This is a genomic window from Phyllobacterium sp. P5_D12, assembly GCF_054049495.1.
Genome location: NZ_JBFUMG010000031.1, coordinates 1 through 20788 on the forward strand (window position 1 = coordinate 1; position 20788 = coordinate 20788).

Genomic DNA, 20788 nt, shown 5'->3' on the forward strand with positions numbered 1-20788 from the left:
ATGTGACACTGTTGCCGCATAAGTGATCGAAATCGGCTAATTCCTTGTTTTTCCCACTTTTCCCGGAACGGCCAGCTGATATATGACGTTTTAGTGACGGTTTTGTAACAACCGCCCGCACATGCATTGTGGAGATGGCGTTGGTCAGGCAGATCGAGCAAGTCGAACTTGAGACAGAGAGTGCCTGGCAGGCCGATGCGGCTGCGACTCAGCCCTCCATGTTTGCAATCTACCTACGGCACACGGGTTATGTGATTGCTGTTTGCGTTCTTTCAACGGTCTTGGTGTTTGCCATTGAACTGGTATCGCGCGGCTCAATTTCGGAAACGATGCTGTTTTTTCAGGAGCTCTACCGGCCTGCCTGGACGACTGTCGGCTTCTATGCACTGGTGATGATTGCGTTCGATGCGCTTCTCGGACGTTCCCACAATGGACTGCTGGTCGTCGCTCCCTGCGTGTTGCTGTTCACGTGGATTGGAAGACAGAAAGCGCTGTATCTAGGAGATCCGCTTTACCCCACTGATTTTCTGTATTCGCGCCAGATCGTGGATCTTCTGCCCTTGCTCGTCAGGGAACGTCCGTGGAGTGCCGCCGGCATCGTCGTAACAACGATTTTGGTGAGTGCGGGACTGATTTTGACCTGGCGGTTTTGGCGCCAGCGCACCTTCAGGCTCAACGGCAGGGGACGCCTGTGGCGGCTGGTTGTCGCGATACCGGCGCTGGTCTTCTTTGTTTCGATCATGGATTACAACAATTTTTCCTGGGCAAGGGACCGCTTGCGCGTACAGCCAATCATGTGGGATCAGAAGGAGAACTATGCCCATAACGGGTTTACGATGGCCTTCGCGCTCAATTTGCCTATGGCCGATCTAACCGTTCCTCAAGGCTATTCTTCCGATGCGATCACTGCGATTTCGGTGCCTGCGACAGCGATGGAGTCACGGGAAAAGCCCGATATCATTATGGTGATGAGCGAGTCCTTCTGGGATCCGACACGGTTACGCGGCGTGAATTTCAATCGTGATCCGCTCCCGACGGTGCGTGCGAGGCAATCTGGCTCGGTGTTCTCGCCAGAGTTCGGCGGGATGACAGCCAATGTGGAATTTGAGGCGTTGACAGGCTTTTCAAACGCATTTTTGCCCTATGGCAGCATTCCCTATCAGCAATACATCCGCCATCCTCTACCTTCGCTCGCCACCTTTCTGAAAAGCAAGGGTTACGCTACGAGAGCAATCCATCCCTATCGCGAGTGGTTCTGGAACCGCCGGAATGTCTATCAGGCATTCGGCTTCGACGCATTCCGATCGGAGGAGAATCTGCCGAAACTCGCGTCGCGGGGACCGCTGGTATCGGATGCGGCCCTGATGGAGGAAGTCATTCGGGAAGCGGACGAGACCAAAAGCCCGTTCTTCTTCTTCACCGTGACCTTGCAGGGTCATGGCCCTTATGAACCGTATCGTTACAAAGACCCGTCTATTGACGTGGCGACAGAAACAGGTGTTGCCGAGCGCGAAGCCATCCGCAGTTATTCTGAAGGTGTCGCCGATGCTGATCGTGGTTTGAAGAGACTGATGGACTGGGCGTCAAAGCGCAAACGCCAGACGATCCTTGTCTTTTTCGGCGATCATCTGCCACCCCTTGGCGACGCCTACATCTCCACTGGATACATGAAGGGCCGCGTTGCAGACAGGCGCGCGCCGCTCGACGAGATGCTCAAGCAGCATGAAACGCCTTTGGTCGTCTGGTCCAATCGAACGGGAACGGATCATGGCATCGGCACAGTCAGCCCGGCTTTCCTGCCTCTGCACGTGCTTGAGCTTGCTGGGTTAAGCCATCCATATTACACGGGTTTTCTTGGCGCGATCCGCGACCGTTACAAGATCATAGACCGCCATCTGCTATTGTCTACAGACGACATGTCAAATCCTGAATGGATGGAAAAGCCAGGCACCGACCCGCTGATCAATAATTTCCGGCTGCTGCAATATGACATGATGTTCGGGAACCGGGCGGGTCAGGATAAATTCTTTCCCGAGCTGAATGTTCACGGCAGTTAAGGAGACCGTTTATCTCAGGTCCAACCGCAATAGTTCATCGTCATAGGATTGACCGTTGATACGCAGGGCATCCTTTTCAAAGCCAAAGACAGTGAAGCCAAGCCCCAGATAAAGCGCGCGTGCCGATATGTTGGTGGCCATTACGGTTGCGTGCAGCGTATCGACATGACCCCGAGCATATTCGATGACTGCCTCCGTCAATCGCTTTCCGAGGTTATGCCCGCGCCAGTCCCTGTCGACGAAGACGCCCCACAGCAGCCCCTTGTGTCTTTGCTTGCTTTTGGTGTTCATGGCGAACCCGGCAATGCCGACAAGGACATCGTCGGCGAATGCACCAAAGACGGCATTGGGCTGGTCATCGAGGCGCCGGCGGACGTCCTCGATGCCGAGTTCGCGTTCCTCTTCGTAGCTCGAACCGAAAGCCTCTGGCGCACTGCGCAACCCATGCAGGCGCAGTGCGTGAAAGGCTTCGGCATCGGCGCCGTCCAAAATCCTGATGAAGGGAGTGGCGGCGCGCACCATTGTCAGGCTCCGATCTTGCCGTAACCGCCAGGCGTTGGCGTTGTGACGATGACGGCCTCACCTGCCTCGAGCACAGTCTGGTCGCAGGCCCTCAATGTTTCAATAGTTCCATCGTTGCGGCGCACTTCGGTCTTGCCAACCTCGCCGTCGCCGCCGCCATCGAGGCCCTCTGGGGGACGATTGCGATGTGATGAGAGGATCGAGCAATCCATCTGCCTTAGAAACCGGATAGTGCGTTTGGTACCGCCGCCGCCCGAAAACTTCCCGGCGCCTCCGGAATTTGCCCGGATGTGAAAGTCCTCAAGCAGGACGGGAAATCGCATTTCGAGTATCTCCGGATCAGTGAGGCGCGAATTCGTCATATGGGTGTGAACGCCGGAGGTTCCGGCAAAGCCGGCCCCATTGTTGAAATGGCCGGCGGGGGACCCTGAACAGATTGTCTCGTAGTACTGGTACTCATCATTACCAAAGGTCAGATTGTTCATCGTTCCTTGCGAATTCGCCATGGCACCAAGCGCCCCGAAAAGCGCATTGGTAACATGCTGCGACGTCTCGACATTACCGGCCACGACAGCTGCTGGATAGGCAGGCTTGAGCATCGAACCATCGGGAGTGATGATGTCGATCGGACGCAGACATCCTGCGTTCATCGGGATCGCGCCCTCAACCATGACGCGGAAGACATAAAGAACTGCCGCGCGCGCCACCGGTTCTGGCGCGTTGAAGTTGTTCTTCATCACTGGCGACGTGCCTGTGAAATCGACAGTTGCCCGGCGCTCCTGCTTATCGACAGTGATCTTGACCTTGATCGTCTGACCCGTATCGGTCGCATAGGAACATTCGGAATGTTCAGGCAATCGGTCGAGAACGCCGCGGACGCTTTCGGCTGCGTTGTCCTGCACATGACCCATATATGCTTCGACCACGTCGAGACCGAACTGAGCGATCATCTTCCTGAGTTCATTTACGCCCTTTTCATTGGCGGCGATCTGGGCCTTCAGGTCGGCAATATTCTGGTGAACATTGCGCACAGGCCATGCATGGTTGGTCAAAAGCTCGGTCAATTCCTCTTCGCGGAAGCGGCCCCGTTCAACGAGACGGAAATTGTCTATCAAGACTCCTTCTTCGTCTACGGTTGTCGCGAGCGGCGTCATCGATCCTGGCGCCGATCCGCCGATATCCGCATGATGACCACGAGACGCCGAATAGAAGAGGATGTTCTTGCCCGCGTCATCGAATACCGGGGTAACTACCGTGATATCGGGAAGATGCGTGCCGCCATTATAGGGTGCGTTGAGCGCGAAAACATCGCCCGGATGGATGTCGCCCTCGTTTAACTTGATGATCGTTTCGACCGAACGGTCCATCGATCCCAGATGCACAGGCATATGCGGGGCATTGGCCACCAGCGCGCCATTGCGATCAAAAACCGCGCAGGAGAAATCCAGCCGCTCCTTGATGTTGACCKAATAAGCGGTGTTTTGCAGCGTCACGCCCATCTGCTCGGCGATCGACATGAAGAGATTGTTGAACACCTCCAGCATGATCGGATCAGCTTGTGTGCCAAGCGCTGCAGCGCGGGCCTTCTTTTCGATCCGCCGCATCAAAACATGATTGAGCGCGGTGATTTCCGCCTGCCAGCCGGGTTCCACTACAATCGTTTGATGTGTCTCGATGATCAACGCCGGGCCACTGGCCTTGTGCCCAGGCCTGAGATTGGCGCGCGGGAAGGTGACAGCGTCGTGGAAGGCTCCTCCGGTGTAGACCGTGCAGGTCTCACCGGCCTCGGGCTTCGAATTGTCCTGGAGTTGTTCGGTTTCAATCTGCTTGTGCCCGCGGCTATCGGAGCCCTCGACGCCGACTGCTTCTACGACGATACCCTTGTCGTCATAGATGAAACCGAACTGGGCCTTGTGCGCAGCTTCAAAGGCAAGGCGCGTTTTATCGATCGAGAAATTACTGAAATCGACAGAGATCGTCGCATCGGTGCCGTCATAGCGCAGGTGCAGAATCGGGCGTGAAATAATGTGTTCAGGTGGTACGCCCTGTTCGGTGATTTCCGCGATGACAGTTCCGGAGAGACGGTCGGATAGCTGGCGTATGTCGTTCAATGAGCTCGGGGACAAGGCTTTCACCAACGCTTGCTGACGGGAGGCGAATATGGACGACAAGCCGATCCCATAGGCGGAAAGCAGGCCGGAAAAAGGATGGATCAACACGGCTTCCATGCCAAGGGCGTCAGCGACGAGGCAAGCATGCTGGCCTCCTGCGCCACCGAAACAATTCAGCAGATACCGGGTGACGTCGTAGCCGCGCTGCACGGAAATCTTTTTCACCGCATTGGCCATGTTTTCGACCGCGATGGTGATGAAACCTTCGGCAACCTCTTCCGGTGTTTTCGCTTCACGGATCTCTGCAGCGAGGGCAGTGAATTTTTGGACCACCACCTCGCGGTCGAGCCGCTCATTCTGCCCCGGACCGAAAATCGCCGGGAAATACTCGGGCTGCAACTTGCCGAGCATGACATTGGCATCGGTCACGGCCAGTGAGCCACCGCGACGGTAGCAGGCTGGGCCAGGATTGGCGCCGGCAGAATCGGGGCCCGCCTGAAACCGGCCAGCGCTATAGTGCAGGATCGATCCGCCGCCCGCCGCCACCGTATGAATGCGCATCATTGGCGCGCGTATACGGACGCCCGCGACTTCGGTGTCGAAGGCGCGTTCGTAATCTCCTTCATAGTGCGCGACATCGGTCGAGGTGCCGCCCATGTCGAATCCGATCACCTTGTCGAAACCGGCGAGCTTTGCTGTCTCGACCATGCCAACGACGCCGCCTGCCGGACCGGAGAGGATCGCGTCCTTGCCTTGAAACAAATCTGCCGCGGTCAAACCGCCAGAGGACATCATGAAAGAAAGGCGGGGTGCGTTATCGGACTTGCCCTCTATGCCAAGCTCGCCCGCGACGTGCTCGACGTACCGGCGCAGGATCGGCGAGAGATAGGCATCGACCACGGTAGTATCGCCGCGACCAACGAGCTTGGCCAGCGGCGAGACCTCATGGCTGACGGAGACTTGGCCGAAGCCCATTTCGCGCGCAATTTTCGCCGCTGTCCGTTCATGCGCCGGATAGTTCCAGGCATGCATGAAGACGATCGCGACGGCATCGATGCCGGCCTGCCTGATATCGGTCAAAGCGACGCGGATTTGTTCGGCATCAGGAAGGATTTCCACTGTTCCGTCTGTACGGACGCGCTCGTCGACTTCGATCACGCGCTCATAGAGCTGTTCCGGGAGAATGATTTCCTTGGCAAAGATGTCCGGTCTCGCCTGATAGGCGATCTTCAATGCGTCACGAAACCCTTTGGTAATCACGAGGGCTGTCCGGTCCCCCTTGCGTTCGAGGAGCGCGTTGGTTGCAACGGTCGTGCCCATCTTGACCTCTCCGATCCGCTGCGAGGGAATGGGGTCGTCCTTTTTGACACCAAGCAAATCGCGAATGCCTTGAATTGCTGCGTCTTTATACGCTTCAGGGTTTTCCGAAAGTAACTTGTGGGCTCGTATACTACCTTCAGGATCACGTGCGATGACGTCCGTGAACGTACCGCCACGATCGATCCAGAAATCCCATTTGTCGCTCATAATATTCGTCCGATCTCAAAATTAGTGATTTGCAAAATTTCGGCGAGCTTGCGCGCCGCCTGCCCACAATAAACAGGCCCGGTTAGCAAGCGCAATCGGCTGCAGCATTTGGATTAAATTTTCTGCGTATGTGTGGTTATCCACACAGGAATTAACCGAAAGCAAAAACAAAATCCAACTTTGCCTTATTTTCGATAAGGTGGAATCGAGGGGCCATCTAGCAATTTCGGAGAGGAAACCATGAAGAGTAAATTTGTTGTTTCGCTGGCGGCGGTTTCGCTTCTGGCGTTAGCCGGTTGCGGCGAGAGTGAGCAGAAGTCGGAACAGCCGCCGGCAAAAGCCGAACAGCCGGCACCGGCACCAGCACCAGCTCCGGCCCCAGCGTCCGCGGCTACGGAAGCCCCGGCGGCGCCGATGAACGCGGAAGAGACCTTGAAGAAGATCAAGGATCAGGCAGCGACAATGACGGCTGAGCAAAAGCAGGCTGCAGTCGCGACCGCCCGAAAAGCGGCTGAGGATGCCGCGACGGCAGCCGGTCAGACGGCGGATCAGGTCAAGGCGGCTGCGGACTCTGCAGAAAAAACTATCAAGGACGCGCTCGGCGTTCAGTAAAAAACAATCCCAGTCATGGGTAAGCGGCCAGCCATGCGCTGGCCGCTTTGCCAAACGCACACAAATGCTGCGTCAACCGGTCCCGGCAAAACGCGTTTTTCGACACACTATCTCTCTCGCAATTGCGAACGAATTTGAATAAAACGAACATATGTCGATTTGGCGCCGCATCAGCGATTTCATTACCAGCACAGCGATCGATGCCTTTTCGAGCATCATCGAGGCGGTGCGTACTGCGTTCGAAGGCGATCCGGAAACGCGACGGCGCGTAGCCTTCTCCATCGCCATGATTGCATTGTCGGCCAAGATGGCGAAGGCCGACGGGGTCGTGACGCAGGTGGAAATCAACGCCTTCAATGACATTTTCCATGTGCCGGCACAATATCAGGATCAGGTGACGCGCCTCTATAACCTCGCTAAGCAGGATGTGGCGGGCTATGAAGCTTACGCCGCGCAACTAGCTTCGCTATGCGGCTCGGGCAAGCCCAATTGCAAGATGCTGGAAGACATCCTTGACGGGTTGTTCCACATTGCCAAGTCGGACGGCGCCTTGCACGACGAGGAACTGATTTTTCTAGGGACAGTCGCTGAGATATTTGCGATCGATGAGGAAGAGTTCGACATCATATTGGCACGGCATGTCGGGCGCAGTCAGGCGGATCCATACCTTGTTCTTGGCCTTCCACGGAATGTCAATTTTGAAACCGCGCGCAAGCAGTATCGGGCGCTCGTTCGCGAAAACCACCCGGACATGCTGATGGCACGCGGAGTGCCGGAAGAGTTCATCGCCATTGCCAATCAGCGCATCGCCGCGATCAATGCGGCTTGGGATAAAGTCGAAAAAGACCTTAAGGCATATGAGCACGTTTGAGCCGGACCAACCGCGGGCCAATGTTCATGCCTCGCCGAATTTCGGTCCACGCAAGGACGGCAAACGTCCCTCCATGTTAATCCTGCATTATACCGGCATGGAAACTGGCGAGGCGGCGGAAAGCTGGCTGGCAAATCCGCAAAGTGAAGTGTCCGCTCACTACGTCGTCTACGAGAATGGCCGTATCGTACAGATGGTGCCGGAGAGCCAACGCGCCTGGCATGCGGGGCAGAGCTCCTGGAAGGGTGAGACCGATATCAATTCCTGTTCCATCGGAATCGAGATCGTCAACGGTGGTCCGCTGCTCGGGTTTCCGGATTTCCCTGAACGGCAGATCGAGGCAGTGATCGACCTTTGCAAAGGTATCGTGACGCGCCACAGCATCCGGCGGGAGAATGTTTTGGCGCACTCAGATATCGCGCCGGCGCGCAAGATCGATCCCGGCGAAAAATTTCCATGGCCAGCACTTTACGATGCGGGCATTGGCCATTGGGTTGGCCCTTCGCCGGTACGCGGCGGAAGGTTCTTTTCGCTTGGCGATGAGGGGCAACCTGTCGAGGCCCTGCAGTCATTGCTGGCTCTTTATGGCTATGGCGTTCCTATCGATGGCGTGTTCGGTTCGTCGACACAATTGGGCATTTTGGCCTTCCAGCGTCACTTTCGCCCTGAAAAAGTCGATGGAGTAGCGGACGTATCAACCATCGAAACCCTGCACAAGCTACTTTCTGCACTGCCGGCGGTCTCGTCATAAGTTGTTGAACGAAAAAGTCTTTTCCCGATAGACTTTGTGCGTTGCAGCATATATATTTCAATGGGTTACACAAAGTTATTTGGCCGATCAATATTCGGCTGCATTGCGCCGTCAAATCCTTGACCAATGTTCCGGGCATTGCCCTTGTGTTTTTTGGCACGGAACGGTCCCGGCGTGCACGTTCGTGCGGCCCAAGCTTCTAGACGGAAAAAGATGACAAAAAAATTTGGTATGATTTTCGCCCTCCTTGGGGCGATGGCCTTCTTCGGCACAAATTCAGCATTCAGCGCTCCAAAGGAGCCGACAAACCTCGCCGACTACATGAAGGCAAAACGAGCCGAAGCGGAAAAAGAGAAAGCCGTTAACAAGTCTACGAAGCCAACACAGGCAAAGACCCAAGCTAAGCGCGGTGTTGAAAAGACAGCGGTCAAGAAAAGCGCAGTCAAGCCGCAGCGGGTGAGCAAAAAGGCTTCAACCCACAAACGCCCGGTGGTTCATGCTAAAGCGCGGGTGAAAACCGTCGTTCGCAATGAGACCATCAACCGCGTTGATACAATGACTACGGGTGGTGTCCCTTCAGCGATCGGATCGTCCAACTATTCGACGATTATCAGTTCCTACGCGTCGTCCTATGGTGTTCCTTTTGCTCTGGCGAACGCGGTTGTCAGGGTGGAAAGCAATTATCGTCCGGACATGACCGGAAGTGCCGGTGAAATCGGACTGATGCAGATCAAGCTCGAGACGGCGCGTGGTCTTGGCTATACGGGATCGCGTCAGGCACTTTACAACCCGGAAACAAATATTCGCTGGGGCATGAAGTATCTTGCCGGCGCGCACAAGCTTGGTAACGGCACGACCTGCGGCACCATCCTGCGCTACAATGCCGGTCATGGCGCAACCCGCATGAACCCGGTTTCYGCCAACTATTGCAGCAAGGTGAAGTTGCAAATGGCCGCCATGTAAGGCTGGTCAGACCCTGCTGAATTCAAAAGGCCGGATAGTATCCGGCCTTTTTCATTTGCGTTTTTCCTTCGAAACGCATTTATACGCATCGCCAGCTGGCCGGGCAGCCGCGCATGTCATAAGCCGAAAGGCGGCATGTGAGGAAAGTCCGGGCTCCATGGAAACACGGTGCCGGATAACGTCCGGCGGGGGTGACCCCAGGGAAAGTGCCACAGAAAGGAAACCGCCCCGTCTTTCGTTGCGCCGGATATGGCTCGTATCGGACGCAAGGAATGACGGGGTAAGGGTGAAAGGGTGGGGTAAGAGCCCACCGCGCAACTGGTAACAGGGGCGGCATGGCAAACCCCACCGGGAGCAAAACCGAATAGGGACGGCGTGCCGGGCGAAAGTCCGGCGATCAGTTTCCGGGTCAGTCGTCCGGGTGGGTTGCAGGAGGCGGATGGCAACATCCGTCCAAGATGAATGGCTGCCGCGTTGGATGAAAATCCAGCCATACAGAACCCGGCTTACAGGCCAGCTGGCATTTTCAATTTATTGATTTCGCTGCTTTCGAGCGGTCCGGCCGTGCTTTGTTAATTACAACTTCCCGAAGAGTCCTAACCCTTCATTAAGCTTAATGAGCGATAAATTCAGAATCGCCGGAAGTGTGCCGGAATAGCGGCTCATTCCCACTCTGTGTCTTGCAATCCCATTGACCCCCATAGTGCCCCATGATATCGATTGATTTCATCAGTAGCGTTCAGTCGACACGGTGTTTCCCGAAATACGATTTGGCATGCCAAGGCTGGCGTTCGGCTCAGTTTGCCGGTGCTTGGACTTCTATTGGTGGGGCTCGCGCTTCGAAGCGATCGAAGGGTGAGGCAGAGGTAGAGATGATCGAAGCCCTGGGGGCGGAAACGGCGGAGTTGCGTTTTGAACCGGTTCCTCGGACATGTGACGAACAGGATCGATGCGAAGGGACGGGTGTCCGTTCCGGCGCATTTTCGTTCGATCATCCAGGCGGCCGGACACACGGAACTCTACGCCCTGCGTTCTCTGCATTTGCCTGCGCTCGATGCGGGCGGTCCGGAACTCTTGACGCGCTTCGACAACCATCTGGACAGCGAGGATCCTTTCGCGGAGACGGCGGACGACATGTCGTTCTATCTCCACGCGGATGGCGGTTTCCTGAAGCTGGACGGGGATGGCCGGATAACGGTTGCGGATTTCATGCGCGAGCATACGGGCATTTCGTCGGATGTGACCTTTGCGGGCGCCAACACGCATTTTCAGATGTGGCACCCGGACCGGTTCGAGGCGCATCGGGCAAAGGTCCGGCAGCGACTGGCGGAAAAGCGCCGTCAGGAAAATCTGACCGCGGGGAAGAGTTGATGGCGGGTTCGCCAGATGCGGGCGATGGCCGTCATATTCCGGTCCTGCTCGATGAAGTCGTTGCTGCGCTCCAGCCGGAAAAGGGGCAGCTGATCATCGATGGCACATTTGGCGCTGGCGGCTACACCAAACGCATCCTTGAAACAGGCGCTTCCGTCATGGCCATCGATCGTGACCCGTCGGCTATCCAGGCCGGCCGTGCCATGGAAAAGGAATATGCCGGACGATTGACCCTCGTGCAGGGTGCTTTTTCGACACTGGATCAGGTCGCGTTACTCGGTGCACCCGATGGCGTTGTTCTCGATATCGGTGTTTCGTCCATGCAGATCGATGAGGCCGAGCGGGGCTTTTCGTTCCAGAAGGATGGCCCACTCGATATGCGTATGTCGAGTACCGGGCCGAGTGCCGCCGATGTCATCAATCGCCTGAAAATCGGTGATCTAGCACGTATCTTCAATTTTCTCGGGGAGGAACGCCATGCCGGGCGCATCGCCCGTATGATCGACAAGCGGCGAGTGACCGAACCGTTCACCCGCACGCGCGACCTTGCCAATGCGATTGAAGCGCTTGTCGGCAGAAACCCGAAAGTGCCAATCCATCCGGCGACGCGAGTGTTCCAGGCCCTGCGCATCTTCGTCAATGACGAACTGGGCGAACTCGTACGCGCGTTGCATGCGGCCGAACGCGTGTTGAAACCTGGCGGACGGCTCGTCGTCGTCACGTTCCATTCGCTCGAAGACCGTATCGTCAAGCGCTTCTTTTCCGATCGCTCAGGGACGGGTGGCGGCTCGCGTCATCTACCGCAACTCGAGCAGCGTCTGGCAAGCTTCACCCCGGTCGGCAAGGGCATCGTTGCACCGAGCGAGGCAGAGGCTCTCCGCAATCCGCGCGCCCGCTCGGCGAAATTGCGCGCCGGGATCCGCACAGACAATCCGCAGCTGGCTGAGGATCATTCGATCTATGGCTTGCCGAATCTTCCAATGTTCCATGAAACAGCGAGGGGTTGATCCGTGCTGCGTACCTTCGACATCATATTGATCGGGCTGATGATCCTGGCGGCCGCCGTGACCTACAAGATCAAGCACGATGCTGAAAACCAGATGACGCAAGTTACCCGGCTCCAGCGCATGATAACGGATGAGAGGGATACGATCGATCTGCTCAAGGCTGATTGGAGTCTGCTGACCCAGCCGAACCGTCTGCAAAAGCTGGTTGAGACGTTTCAAGGTCAACTCGATCTGCAACAGGTGGAAGCGCAACAAATCATCAACATCAATGAATTGCCGCAGCCGAAACCTGTCTCGCAAGATTTGGATGACGTTGCGAACATTATCACAGAGGCAGATGCAGGTGAGAAAATCAAACCAGACACAACCATGACCGGCAGCATCAACAAACCGAAGGCGGCGCCCAAGCCGCCCAAGCGAATTGTTCCGATTGCAGCGCCAAAGGCAGCGGGGCTCTATTGATGGCTGCGATCTGGATCAAGCGGAAGAAAGCTGAATTGGTGACGGGCATCGCGCCTGTTTTCGCGCTGGACGCCAAAAAGAAAAAATCGGGCAATCGCGCCCGCAATCGCGTTGTCATGGCGATAGCCTGTTTCGTCGGCATATACGGTATTATCGGCGGACGCTTGGTCTATTACGGGATGCAGGAAGACACGACGGGCTATAATGGCCCGACCGGGGCGGTGCTCGCATCGCGTCCTGATATTCTCGATCGCAATGGTGAAGTCTTGGCCACCGATATCAAGACCGCCTCGCTTTATGCCGAGCCGCGCAAGATCGTCGATCCCGACGAAGCCATCGAATTGCTTTCGACGGTTCTGCCGGATCTCAACTTCGAACAGACCTATAGCCGCCTCAAGAGCGGGACAGGTTTTGCCTGGCTCAAACGCGGCCTGACACCGCAGCAGAAAAGCCAGATCATGGCGCTGGGAATTCCAGGCATTGGCTTCCGCACGGAGAAATCGCGTTTTTATCCGGGCGGTCCCACCGCTTCGCATATCCTTGGTCTCGTCAATATCGACAATCAGGGTATTGCCGGCATGGAGAAATATATCGACGAACAGGGTCTGTCCGATCTGCGCGATGTGGGCCTTGCCGACAGCCGCTCCCTTGAGCCGGTGAAATTGTCGATCGATCTGCGTGTCCAACATGTCGTGCGCGATGTGGTCGTCAATGCGATGCAAAAATACCGGGCGATTGCGGCCGGCGCGGTGGTGATCAATGTGCATACCGGCGAAGTGCTTGCGATGGCTTCGGCGCCCGATTTCGATCCGAACAATCCGTTCAACGCGCTGGATAAAGACCATCTCAATCGCATGTCCGCCGGTACATACGAGATGGGTTCCACCATCAAAAGTTTTACCACGGCGATGGCGCTCGATTCCGGCAAGGTCAATCTGCAGAGTACGTTCGATGCGAGACGCCCTATCACCATCGGCCGACAGACGATCCGCGATTTCCATGGGAAAAATCGCATCCTGACCATGCCGGAAGTCTTCATCTACTCCTCGAACATCGGCTCGGCCAAGGAAGCGGACGTTGTCGGCATTGAAGGACACCGTGCCTTCCTGCATCGCATGGGACTGCTTGATCGAATGCAGACGGAATTGCCCGAAGTCGCGCGTCCAATGGAACCGAAGGTCTGGAAGAAAGTGCATTCCATTACGATTGCCTTTGGCCACGGTATGGCCACAACACCATTGCAGACGGCGGTTGGTGCAGCCGCCTTGATGAATGGCGGCAAGCTCATTGAACCGACTTTCCTGCCCCGCACAATCGAAGCGGCAAACAAGGTCGCAAAACAGGTGGTGAGCGAAAAGACCAGCGAGGATATGCGCTATCTTTATCGCCTGAACGCTGAGAAAGGCTCTGGTGGCTCCGGCAACCGGGCATCGGTTCCCGGGTATCGCGTTGGTGGCAAGACGGGTACTGCGGAAAAAGTGATCAATGGCCGCTACTCCAGCGAAGTACGCTTCAACGCCTTTGTCGCAGCCTTTCCGATCGACAAGCCAGAATATGTGGTTCTGACAATTATCGATGAACCCAAGGCGGAAGAAGGCAAGGTTGGCGCCACCGCAGGTTTTAACGCAGCACCAATGGTTGCAGATATTATTCGCAGATCGGCATCGTTCCTCGGGGTTCAGCCAGATTTCCGCGAAGAACAAGAATCCGCTCCATTGATGGTCAATTTTGATCAATAACGGTAGAACGCGAATCATATCGTCGCGTTTTCGATGGTTTTTAAAGTGAAGATGGGTCCAGTCCGGCCATGAAACTGAAAGATCTGAACGGCATACCAGCCTTGGCTATCTCCGAACTCGGAGAGAAGACAATCCGTGGCCTGACGTCGGACTCCCGTCAGGTTGAGCGTGGATTTCTGTTTGCTGCATTGAAGGGTTCGAAGGCCGATGGCGTTGCCTATGCTGCCGATGCGGTGGCACGCGGTGCCGTCGTGATCGTGACGTCGCGCGGAGCAAAGCTTGGCAATGTCTCCGTACCCATCATTTATGTCGATGATCCACGCAGGACATTGGCACTGGCCGCCGCCAGTTTCTACAAACTACAGCCAGATGTGATGGTTGCTATCACCGGCACCAGCGGCAAAACCTCTGTCGCGTCGTTCACGCGTCAGATATGGGCGCAGGCGGGCTTTGCTTCGGCAAGCATTGGAACCACTGGCGTCGTCTCACCGAAGCGCGATGATTATGGTTCGTTGACCACACCCGATCCGGTCGAACTGCATAAATTGCTGCGCGAATTGGTGGAAGAGGGCGTAACCCACGCGGCGATGGAGGCCTCCTCTCATGGTCTCGACCAGCGCCGGCTCGACGGCGTCCGGCTTGTGGCCGGAGCCTTCACCAATCTCGGCCACGATCACATGGATTATCATGCGACTGTCGAGGAGTATCATACAGCGAAGCTGCGGCTGTTCACAGAGCTTCTGCCCAAGGGCGCACCGGCAATCATCTTCGCAGACGATCCGTTCTCCAAACCCACTATCGCCGCGGCAGAGAAGGCTGGTTGTACGGTTTTGACCGTTGGCCGTAAGGGCGATTTCATCACCCTGAAGCGGGTCGAGCACGAGCGGTTCCGCCAGCACGTTGAAGTGCACATTGCCGGTGAGATCTTTGAGATTACGCTACCGCTCGCTGGTGATTTCCAGGTAGCCAATGGTCTGGTCGCGGCGGGCCTTGCGATTGCCACGGGTGTACCTGCCGCAGCTGCAATGCGCGGGCTTGAGCGGTTGAAGGGTGCGCCGGGGCGGCTCGATCTTGTTGGTGCAACCGAAGATGGCGCTCCTGCCTATGTCGATTACGCACATAAGCCCGACGCGCTCGAAAATGTGCTGACGTCAGTTCGGCCGTTCACGACAGGCCGTGTTATCGTGGTTTTCGGTTGTGGCGGTGATCGGGACAAGGGCAAGCGCCCCATGATGGGCGAAATCGCAACACGCCTTGCTGATGTGGTCATCGTGACCGATGACAACCCCCGTTCCGAAGTTCCTGCCACCATCCGCTCTGAAATTCTGGCCGCGGCTCCCGGTGCCCGCGAAATCGCAGACCGCCGCGAGGCGATTCAGGAAGCCGTCGCCATGATGAAGACCGGCGATACGCTGATCGTTGCGGGTAAGGGGCACGAAGAAGGCCAGACCATCGGCGATGTTGTGCTCCCGTTTTCTGACCACGTCGAAGTCGCCCAGGCGCTTAAGGACCGGCTGGCGCGGGAGAAGGGCGCATGAACCTGCTCTGGACTTCCGATGCGATGGTCGAAGCGATGAATGGAAGGCCCGTCGGTAAATTGCCTGAAGGGATCACCGGAATTTCCATTGATACGCGTACCCTGCGGACCGGCGAAGTGTTCTTTGCCATTAAGGGTGATGCGCTCGATGGCCATGACTATGCAACGGCCGCTGTTGCGGCTGGCGCTGCACTCCTCGTGGTCGCGGAAGCAAAACTGCCCGCGCTCGGAAAACTGAAAGCGCCGATGATTGTCGTTGACGATGTGTTGGCGGCGTTGACCCGGCTAGGCATTGCATCGCGGGAACGCTCGCATGCACAGATCGTTGCCGTCACAGGATCGGTCGGCAAAACAACCACCAAGGAGGCACTGCGGCATGTTCTTGCACAAGCCGGAAAAGTGCATGCTTCTGTAGCATCTTTCAACAATCACTGGGGCGTACCGCTAACGCTCGCGCGCATGCCGGCGGACACTGATTATGGCATCTTTGAAATCGGCATGAACCATGCCGACGAAATACGCCCGCTCGTCAAAATGGTTCGCCCGCACGTCGCTTTGATTACGTTGATTGCTGCTGCACATCTCGGGCACTTCAAGAATTTGCAGGAAATCGCCATTGCCAAGGCCGAGATATTCGAAGGCGTTGCCCCGGGCGGCTATGCGTTGCTCAACCGCGATGACAAGCACTTCAAACTTTTGGAAAAGCTGGCGCACGATGCAGGTATTGAGCACATCAAGAGCTTTGGCGAGAATGYGCGTGCCGACTACCGCCTGATGAAGCTTAAACTTCACGACGAATGTTCCTGTTTGACGACGCGTCTTGCGGGCGAGGAAGCAGTCGTCAAAATAGGTGCTCCAGGCAGGCATATGGTCCAGAACGTACTTGCAGTCCTCGGTGCCGCCCACCTGACAGGCGCGGACATGACCAAGGTAACACTGGCGCTCGCATCCTTGCGACCGGAGAGYGGACGCGGCGCGCGTCATCTCCTTGAGATCGCCAATGGAACGTTCACATTGATTGACGAAAGCTACAACGCCAATCCCGCATCGATGCGCGCGGCAATCGAGCTTTTGGCGGCCGCAACGCCTCATGGTAAGGGCCGCCGCATCGCGGTTCTTGGCGACATGCTGGAATTGGGCAAGCAGGCACCGAAGCTTCACGCCGAGTTGTCTTCGGTGATCCTGGCCAATCCAATCAATATGGTTTTTCTCGGCGGACCGGAGATGGCCGCGCTGAAATCGGCCATGCCGGTTGAATTTCATGCCGAATACAGGCAGACCGTAGACGAATTGCAACCGCAATTGCTGAACACCATCAGAGCCGGTGACGTGATCATGGTCAAGTCATCCAAGGGGACCGGCTTCGCGCAGATCGTGAAAACGCTCCTGCAAAAATACAACACCGTAGAGCCGCTCGGTCCTGCCGAATAGCCTGCGTGTATGGGGAATTAACACATGTTGTACTACCTCGCCGGTCTGGCGGAACATATCCAGTTTCTAAACGTGTTCCGCTATATCACGTTCAGAACCGGCGGAGCGCTGATCACATMAGCGCTGATTGTTTTTCTGTTTGGCCCGCGCATTATCGACTCGCTGCGCATCCGGCAGGGTCGCGGCCAGCCGATCCGCGCCGATGGTCCGCAGACCCATTTCAAGAAAGCCGGAACGCCGACGATGGGCGGCCTGATGATCATGACCGGCATTGTCCTTTCTTCGCTGCTTTGGGCAAATTGGTCGAACGTCTATGTCTGGATCGTCCTTCTGGTCGCATTGTTCTTCGGAGCGATCGGCTTTTACGATGACTATCTCAAGGTCAGCAAACAGTCGTTCAAGGGCTTTTCGGCGCGAGCACGTCTCGGCATTGAATTCCTCGTCGCTGCCGTAGCCGGCCTAGCCATCATGCGGGCGGGGCAGGAGCCGTTTTCGTCCTCGCTGACATTCCCGTTTGCCAAGGAACTCATCCTCAATCTCGGCATATTCTTCATTCCATTTGCTGCCTTCGTTATGGTCGGTGCAGGCAACGCGGTGAATTTCACCGATGGCCTGGATGGCTTGGCGACAGTTCCGGTGATGATCGCGGCTGCTTCGTTCGGCGTCATCGCCTATCTCGCAGGTAACGCGATTTTTGCCGATTATCTGCAGATTCACTTTACGCCAGGCACAGGTGAACTCGCCGTTGTGCTCGGGTCGGTCATCGGCGCTGGGCTAGGTTTTCTTTGGTTCAATGCGCCTCCCGCCGCTATTTTCATGGGCGACACCGGCTCTCTCGCACTCGGCGGCCTCATCGGTGCAGTTGCCGTAGCTACAAAACATGAGATCGTCCTCGCCATCATCGGCGGTGTGTTCGTCATGGAGGCAATGTCGGTGATCATCCAGGTGGCATCGTTCAAGATGACTGGAAAGCGCGTCTTCCTGATGGCGCCAATTCACCACCATTTCGAAAAGAAGGGCTGGACGGAGAGCCAGGTCGTGATCCGCTTCTGGATCATTGCCGTGATCCTCGCTCTGATCGGCCTTTCCACACTTAAATTGAGATAGGTTTCTTGCATGATCGCTGCCCATTCCATGAAGGACAAGACCGTCGCGCTCTTCGGGCTCGGCGGTTCGGGCATCGCGACGGCGCAGGCGATAATCGCGGGCGGGGCCAAGGTCATTGCCTGGGACGATAATCCCGAGAGTGTTGCGCGCGCGCAAAGCGCCGGAATAGAGACCGCTGATCTTCGTCAGGTCGATTGGAAACAGTTCTCCTCGTTCGTATTGTCACCCGGCGTGCCGCTCACTCACCCGCGGCCACACTGGACAGTGGATCTCGCAAGGGCAGCAGCCGTCGAGATCATCGGCGATATCGAGCTTTTCGTGCGCGAGCGCAACCTGGCTCACAAGCAGAGCCCCTTCATTGCTATTACCGGTACCAACGGCAAGTCGACCACAACTGCGCTGATCGCTCATCTCATCAAGAGCTCCGGTCGCGACATGCAGCTTGGCGGCAATATCGGCACGGCTGTCATGACGTTGGAGCCGCCGGCGGACGAACGCTTTTATGTCGTCGAATGCTCTTCCTACCAGATCGATCTCGCGCCTTCGCTCAATCCAACCGCAGGTATCCTGCTCAATCTGACGCCGGACCACCTCGACCGTCATGGCACAATGCAACATTATGCCGAGATCAAGGAACGTCTGGTAGCCGGTAGCGAAATTGCAATCGTCGGCGTGGATGACAGCTTTTCAGCGTCAATCGCGGACCGGATGGAGCGAACAGGCAAATCCGTCATTCGCATTTCAAAACGCTTAGCCGTTCGCGATGGGTATTTTGCCAACGGTCCGGAACTGATCTTTGCCAGAAAGGGCGACGAAACAGTTGTTGCATCGCTCGCGGGCATCGGGTCGCTGCGCGGCGAACACAATGCGCAAAATGCACTCGCTGCCTTCGCTGCCTGCCGCGCGGTCGGTCTCACGGCAGAAGAAATCAATGCAGGGCTGAAAACGTTTCCAGGTCTCGCTCACCGCATGGAACAGGTCGCGCGGCTCGGCAAGACATTGTTCGTCAACGATTCCAAGGCAACAAACGCGGAAGCTGCTGCCCCCGCTCTCTCATCTTTCCTGCGTATTTACTGGATTGCTGGAGGTTTACCCAAAGAAGGCGGCATCGCTTCGTTGTCCGGCTTCTTTCCGCGCATTGCCAAGGCCTATCTGATCGGTGAGGCGGCGCCGCAATTTGCGGCAACGCTAGGCGACGCTGCACCATTCGAGATATCCGGCACAATCAGTGCTGCTGTGGATCATGCCGCGCACGATGCAGCCATGGACGGTTCGAGTGAACCCGTAGTTCTGCTGTCGCCGGCCTGCGCCAGTTTCGACCAATTTCAGAACTTTGAAAAACGCGGCGACGCATTCCGCTCGGCCGTCCTTGCGCTTGAGGGCGCAGCACCAATCATGGGAGCTAGAAGCTAATGGTTAGTCGTGTTGACCGTGGTCCCGTTGCCGATTGGTGGTGGACAATCGATCGGTTTCTCCTCGCCGCCTGCCTGGCTCTGATGGGGCTTGGCATTCTGCTATCGTTCGCCGCGAGCCCCGCGGTAGCCGAGCGTATCGGCCTCGACAGCTTTCACTTCGTCAAGCGGCAGGCGCTGTTCATGGTGCCGGCGGTCATGGTGATGTTTGCCGTCTCCTTCATGGCGCCAAAAACCATCCGGCGCTTTGCCATGATCATGCTCGGTATTTCCCTCGTGGCTATGGTTGGCGCCCTGTTTTTCGGTATCGAGGTCAAGGGTGCCAGGCGGTGGGTCTCGCTTGCCGGCGTATCAATTCAGCCATCCGAATTCATGAAGCCGGCCTTCGTCATCATCTGTGCGTGGCTGTTTGCCGAAAACGAACGCCGCAAGGACATTCCCGGTAACTTCTTCGCCATGGTGTTGTTTGCCGTGGTTGCAGCATTGCTGGTTGCACAACCCGATCTTGGCCAGACCATCCTGACAGCCGTTACCTGGGGCGCGATGTTCTTCATGGCCGGTGTACCGTGGTTCTGGATTATCCTCCTCGGTATTCTCGCAGTTGGCGGATTCTTTGGCGCCTACACGGTCTTTCCGCACGTTGCCGGCCGTATCGACCGGTTCTTGACCGGCGAGGGCGATACTTTCCAGGTAGATGCAGGGCGTGAGGCGATTGTCCGGGGTGGCTGGTTCGGTCAGGGTCCGGGCGAGGGCACTATCAAGCGCATCATTCCTGACAGCCACACCGACTTCATATTCTCCGTGACCGCAGAAGAATACGGTATCGCCCTCTGCCTGTTGATAGTGCTGATCTTTGCCTTCATCGTTATCCGCGGCCTGTCGATCGCCCTGAAAGAACGCGATGATTTCACTCGCCTTGCTGTATCGGGTCTGGTGATTCTGTTCGGGTTCCAGTCGATCATCAACATGTCGGTCAATCTGCACCTGATGCCCGCGAAGGGCATGACGCTGCCATTCATCTCCTACGGTGGTTCATCACTGATCGCGGTGGCAATTTCGACAGGGCTTTTGCTCGCGCTGACACGCCGCCGCCCCGAGGGTCGGCGTTCCGCAACGTTGGCAAATTCGAAAATGCATTCGATGTTAGGTAGCACCTGATCGATGTCCAAGGGGGTTATCTTTCTCGCTGCCGGGGGGACTGGCGGGCATCTTTTCCCGGCCGAAGCGCTTGCGCATGAATTGATCGAGCGCGGGTGGGATATCCACCTGGCGACCGACGAACGTGCACAACGTTTCACAGGCGCATTT

The 20788-nt window shown here is 56.6% G+C and carries 17 protein-coding genes and 1 other RNA gene; 16 read left to right on the forward strand and 2 right to left on the reverse strand.

All coding sequences use genetic code 11. The features are described from left to right. Window positions 1–140: 140 nt before the first annotated feature. Entirely contained in the window at window positions 141–2057 is a 1917-nt protein-coding gene (locus ACXJ5O_RS04260) for an LTA synthase family protein (RefSeq protein WP_457298806.1), read from the forward strand. Window positions 2058–2066: 9 nt separating this feature from the next. Here the strand turns inward: ACXJ5O_RS04260 and ACXJ5O_RS04265 are convergent, their stop codons facing one another. After that, window positions 2067–2579, reverse strand: a complete 513-nt coding sequence (locus ACXJ5O_RS04265; protein ID WP_457298807.1) for an N-acetyltransferase family protein — start codon at window positions 2577–2579, stop codon at window positions 2067–2069. Window positions 2580–2581: 2 nt separating this feature from the next. Then, window positions 2582–6217, reverse strand: a complete 3636-nt coding sequence (locus tag ACXJ5O_RS04270; RefSeq protein WP_457298808.1) for a hydantoinase B/oxoprolinase family protein — start codon at window positions 6215–6217, stop codon at window positions 2582–2584. A 240-nt stretch (window positions 6218–6457) separates the two neighbouring features. Between ACXJ5O_RS04270 and ACXJ5O_RS04275 the strand changes: the two genes are divergently transcribed. The 15 genes from ACXJ5O_RS04275 to ACXJ5O_RS04345 form a co-directional block, all read left to right on the forward strand. After that, on the forward strand, window positions 6458–6829 hold the full coding sequence (locus ACXJ5O_RS04275) for a hypothetical protein (protein WP_457298809.1): 372 nt from the start codon (window positions 6458–6460) through the stop codon (window positions 6827–6829). A gap of 151 nt (window positions 6830–6980) precedes the next feature. Next, window positions 6981–7700 (forward strand): J domain-containing protein, encoded by a 720-nt coding sequence (locus tag ACXJ5O_RS04280; protein ID WP_210000339.1) that lies wholly within the window; start codon window positions 6981–6983, stop codon window positions 7698–7700. Further along, the gene (locus tag ACXJ5O_RS04285) at window positions 7687–8451 is read left to right on the forward strand and encodes a peptidoglycan recognition protein family protein (RefSeq protein ID WP_457298810.1); all 765 of its coding nucleotides are present in this window, start codon (window positions 7687–7689) and stop codon (window positions 8449–8451) included. Before ACXJ5O_RS04280 ends, ACXJ5O_RS04285 begins: the two co-directional genes overlap by 14 nt. Window positions 8452–8664: 213 nt before the next feature. Then, window positions 8665–9414, forward strand: coding sequence for a lytic transglycosylase domain-containing protein (locus ACXJ5O_RS04290; RefSeq protein ID WP_457298811.1), 750 nt, complete (start codon window positions 8665–8667; stop codon window positions 9412–9414). Between the two features lie 91 nt (window positions 9415–9505). Continuing rightward, an RNA gene (gene rnpB / locus ACXJ5O_RS04295) (RNase P RNA component class A) lies at window positions 9506–9939 on the forward strand. Between the two features lie 387 nt (window positions 9940–10326). Next, window positions 10327–10785 carry a division/cell wall cluster transcriptional repressor MraZ gene (gene mraZ / locus ACXJ5O_RS04300; RefSeq protein WP_457298812.1) on the forward strand — a complete coding sequence of 153 codons (459 nt, stop codon included), beginning with the start codon at window positions 10327–10329 and terminating at the stop codon, window positions 10783–10785. After that, complete coding sequence (rsmH, locus tag ACXJ5O_RS04305; RefSeq protein WP_457298813.1) at window positions 10785–11792, forward strand: 16S rRNA (cytosine(1402)-N(4))-methyltransferase RsmH; 1008 nt, start codon at window positions 10785–10787, stop codon at window positions 11790–11792. Before mraZ ends, rsmH begins: the two co-directional genes overlap by 1 nt. 3 nt (window positions 11793–11795) lie before the next feature. After that, window positions 11796–12254, forward strand: a complete 459-nt coding sequence (gene ftsL / locus ACXJ5O_RS04310; RefSeq protein ID WP_457298814.1) for a cell division protein FtsL — start codon at window positions 11796–11798, stop codon at window positions 12252–12254. After that, entirely contained in the window at window positions 12254–13993 is a 1740-nt protein-coding gene (locus ACXJ5O_RS04315) for a peptidoglycan D,D-transpeptidase FtsI family protein (protein WP_457298815.1), read from the forward strand. The genes ftsL and ACXJ5O_RS04315 overlap by 1 nt, the downstream gene beginning before the upstream one ends. Before the next feature lie 68 nt (window positions 13994–14061). Further along, complete coding sequence (locus tag ACXJ5O_RS04320) at window positions 14062–15531, forward strand: UDP-N-acetylmuramoyl-L-alanyl-D-glutamate--2,6-diaminopimelate ligase (protein ID WP_457298816.1); 1470 nt, start codon at window positions 14062–14064, stop codon at window positions 15529–15531. Continuing rightward, window positions 15528–16961: a UDP-N-acetylmuramoylalanyl-D-glutamyl-2,6-diaminopimelate--D-alanyl-D-alanine ligase gene (locus ACXJ5O_RS04325; protein WP_457298817.1), complete on the forward strand. Its 1434-nt coding sequence runs from the start codon at window positions 15528–15530 to the stop codon at window positions 16959–16961. Before ACXJ5O_RS04320 ends, ACXJ5O_RS04325 begins: the two co-directional genes overlap by 4 nt. Before the next feature lie 24 nt (window positions 16962–16985). Then, complete coding sequence (gene mraY / locus ACXJ5O_RS04330; protein WP_457298818.1) at window positions 16986–18068, forward strand: phospho-N-acetylmuramoyl-pentapeptide-transferase; 1083 nt, start codon at window positions 16986–16988, stop codon at window positions 18066–18068. Window positions 18069–18077: 9 nt separating this feature from the next. Continuing rightward, on the forward strand, window positions 18078–19481 hold the full coding sequence (gene murD / locus ACXJ5O_RS04335; RefSeq protein ID WP_457298819.1) for a UDP-N-acetylmuramoyl-L-alanine--D-glutamate ligase: 1404 nt from the start codon (window positions 18078–18080) through the stop codon (window positions 19479–19481). Further along, complete coding sequence (gene ftsW, locus ACXJ5O_RS04340; protein WP_457298820.1) at window positions 19481–20638, forward strand: putative lipid II flippase FtsW; 1158 nt, start codon at window positions 19481–19483, stop codon at window positions 20636–20638. Before murD ends, ftsW begins: the two co-directional genes overlap by 1 nt. Window positions 20639–20641: 3 nt before the next feature. Continuing rightward, a partial coding sequence (locus ACXJ5O_RS04345) for a glycosyltransferase (RefSeq protein WP_457298821.1) occupies window positions 20642–20788 on the forward strand: 147 nt, incomplete at its 3' end.

What these genes read in the sequence shown, in the direction of transcription:
- ACXJ5O_RS04265 (WP_457298807.1), bottom strand. Translation starts at nt 2,579, where the DNA reads ATGGTGCGCGCCGCCACTCCCTTCATCAGGATTTTGGACGGCGCCGAT.
- ACXJ5O_RS04275 (WP_457298809.1), top strand. Translation starts at nt 6,458, where the DNA reads ATGAAGAGTAAATTTGTTGTTTCGCTGGCGGCGGTTTCGCTTCTGGCG.
- ACXJ5O_RS04280 (WP_210000339.1), top strand. Translation starts at nt 6,981, where the DNA reads ATGTCGATTTGGCGCCGCATCAGCGATTTCATTACCAGCACAGCGATC.
- ACXJ5O_RS04285 (WP_457298810.1), top strand. Translation starts at nt 7,687, where the DNA reads ATGAGCACGTTTGAGCCGGACCAACCGCGGGCCAATGTTCATGCCTCG.
- rsmH (WP_457298813.1), top strand. Translation starts at nt 10,785, where the DNA reads ATGGCGGGTTCGCCAGATGCGGGCGATGGCCGTCATATTCCGGTCCTG.
- ACXJ5O_RS04315 (WP_457298815.1), top strand. Translation starts at nt 12,254, where the DNA reads ATGGCTGCGATCTGGATCAAGCGGAAGAAAGCTGAATTGGTGACGGGC.
- ACXJ5O_RS04320 (WP_457298816.1), top strand. Translation starts at nt 14,062, where the DNA reads ATGAAACTGAAAGATCTGAACGGCATACCAGCCTTGGCTATCTCCGAA.
- murD (WP_457298819.1), top strand. Translation starts at nt 18,078, where the DNA reads ATGATCGCTGCCCATTCCATGAAGGACAAGACCGTCGCGCTCTTCGGG.
- ftsW (WP_457298820.1), top strand. Translation starts at nt 19,481, where the DNA reads ATGGTTAGTCGTGTTGACCGTGGTCCCGTTGCCGATTGGTGGTGGACA.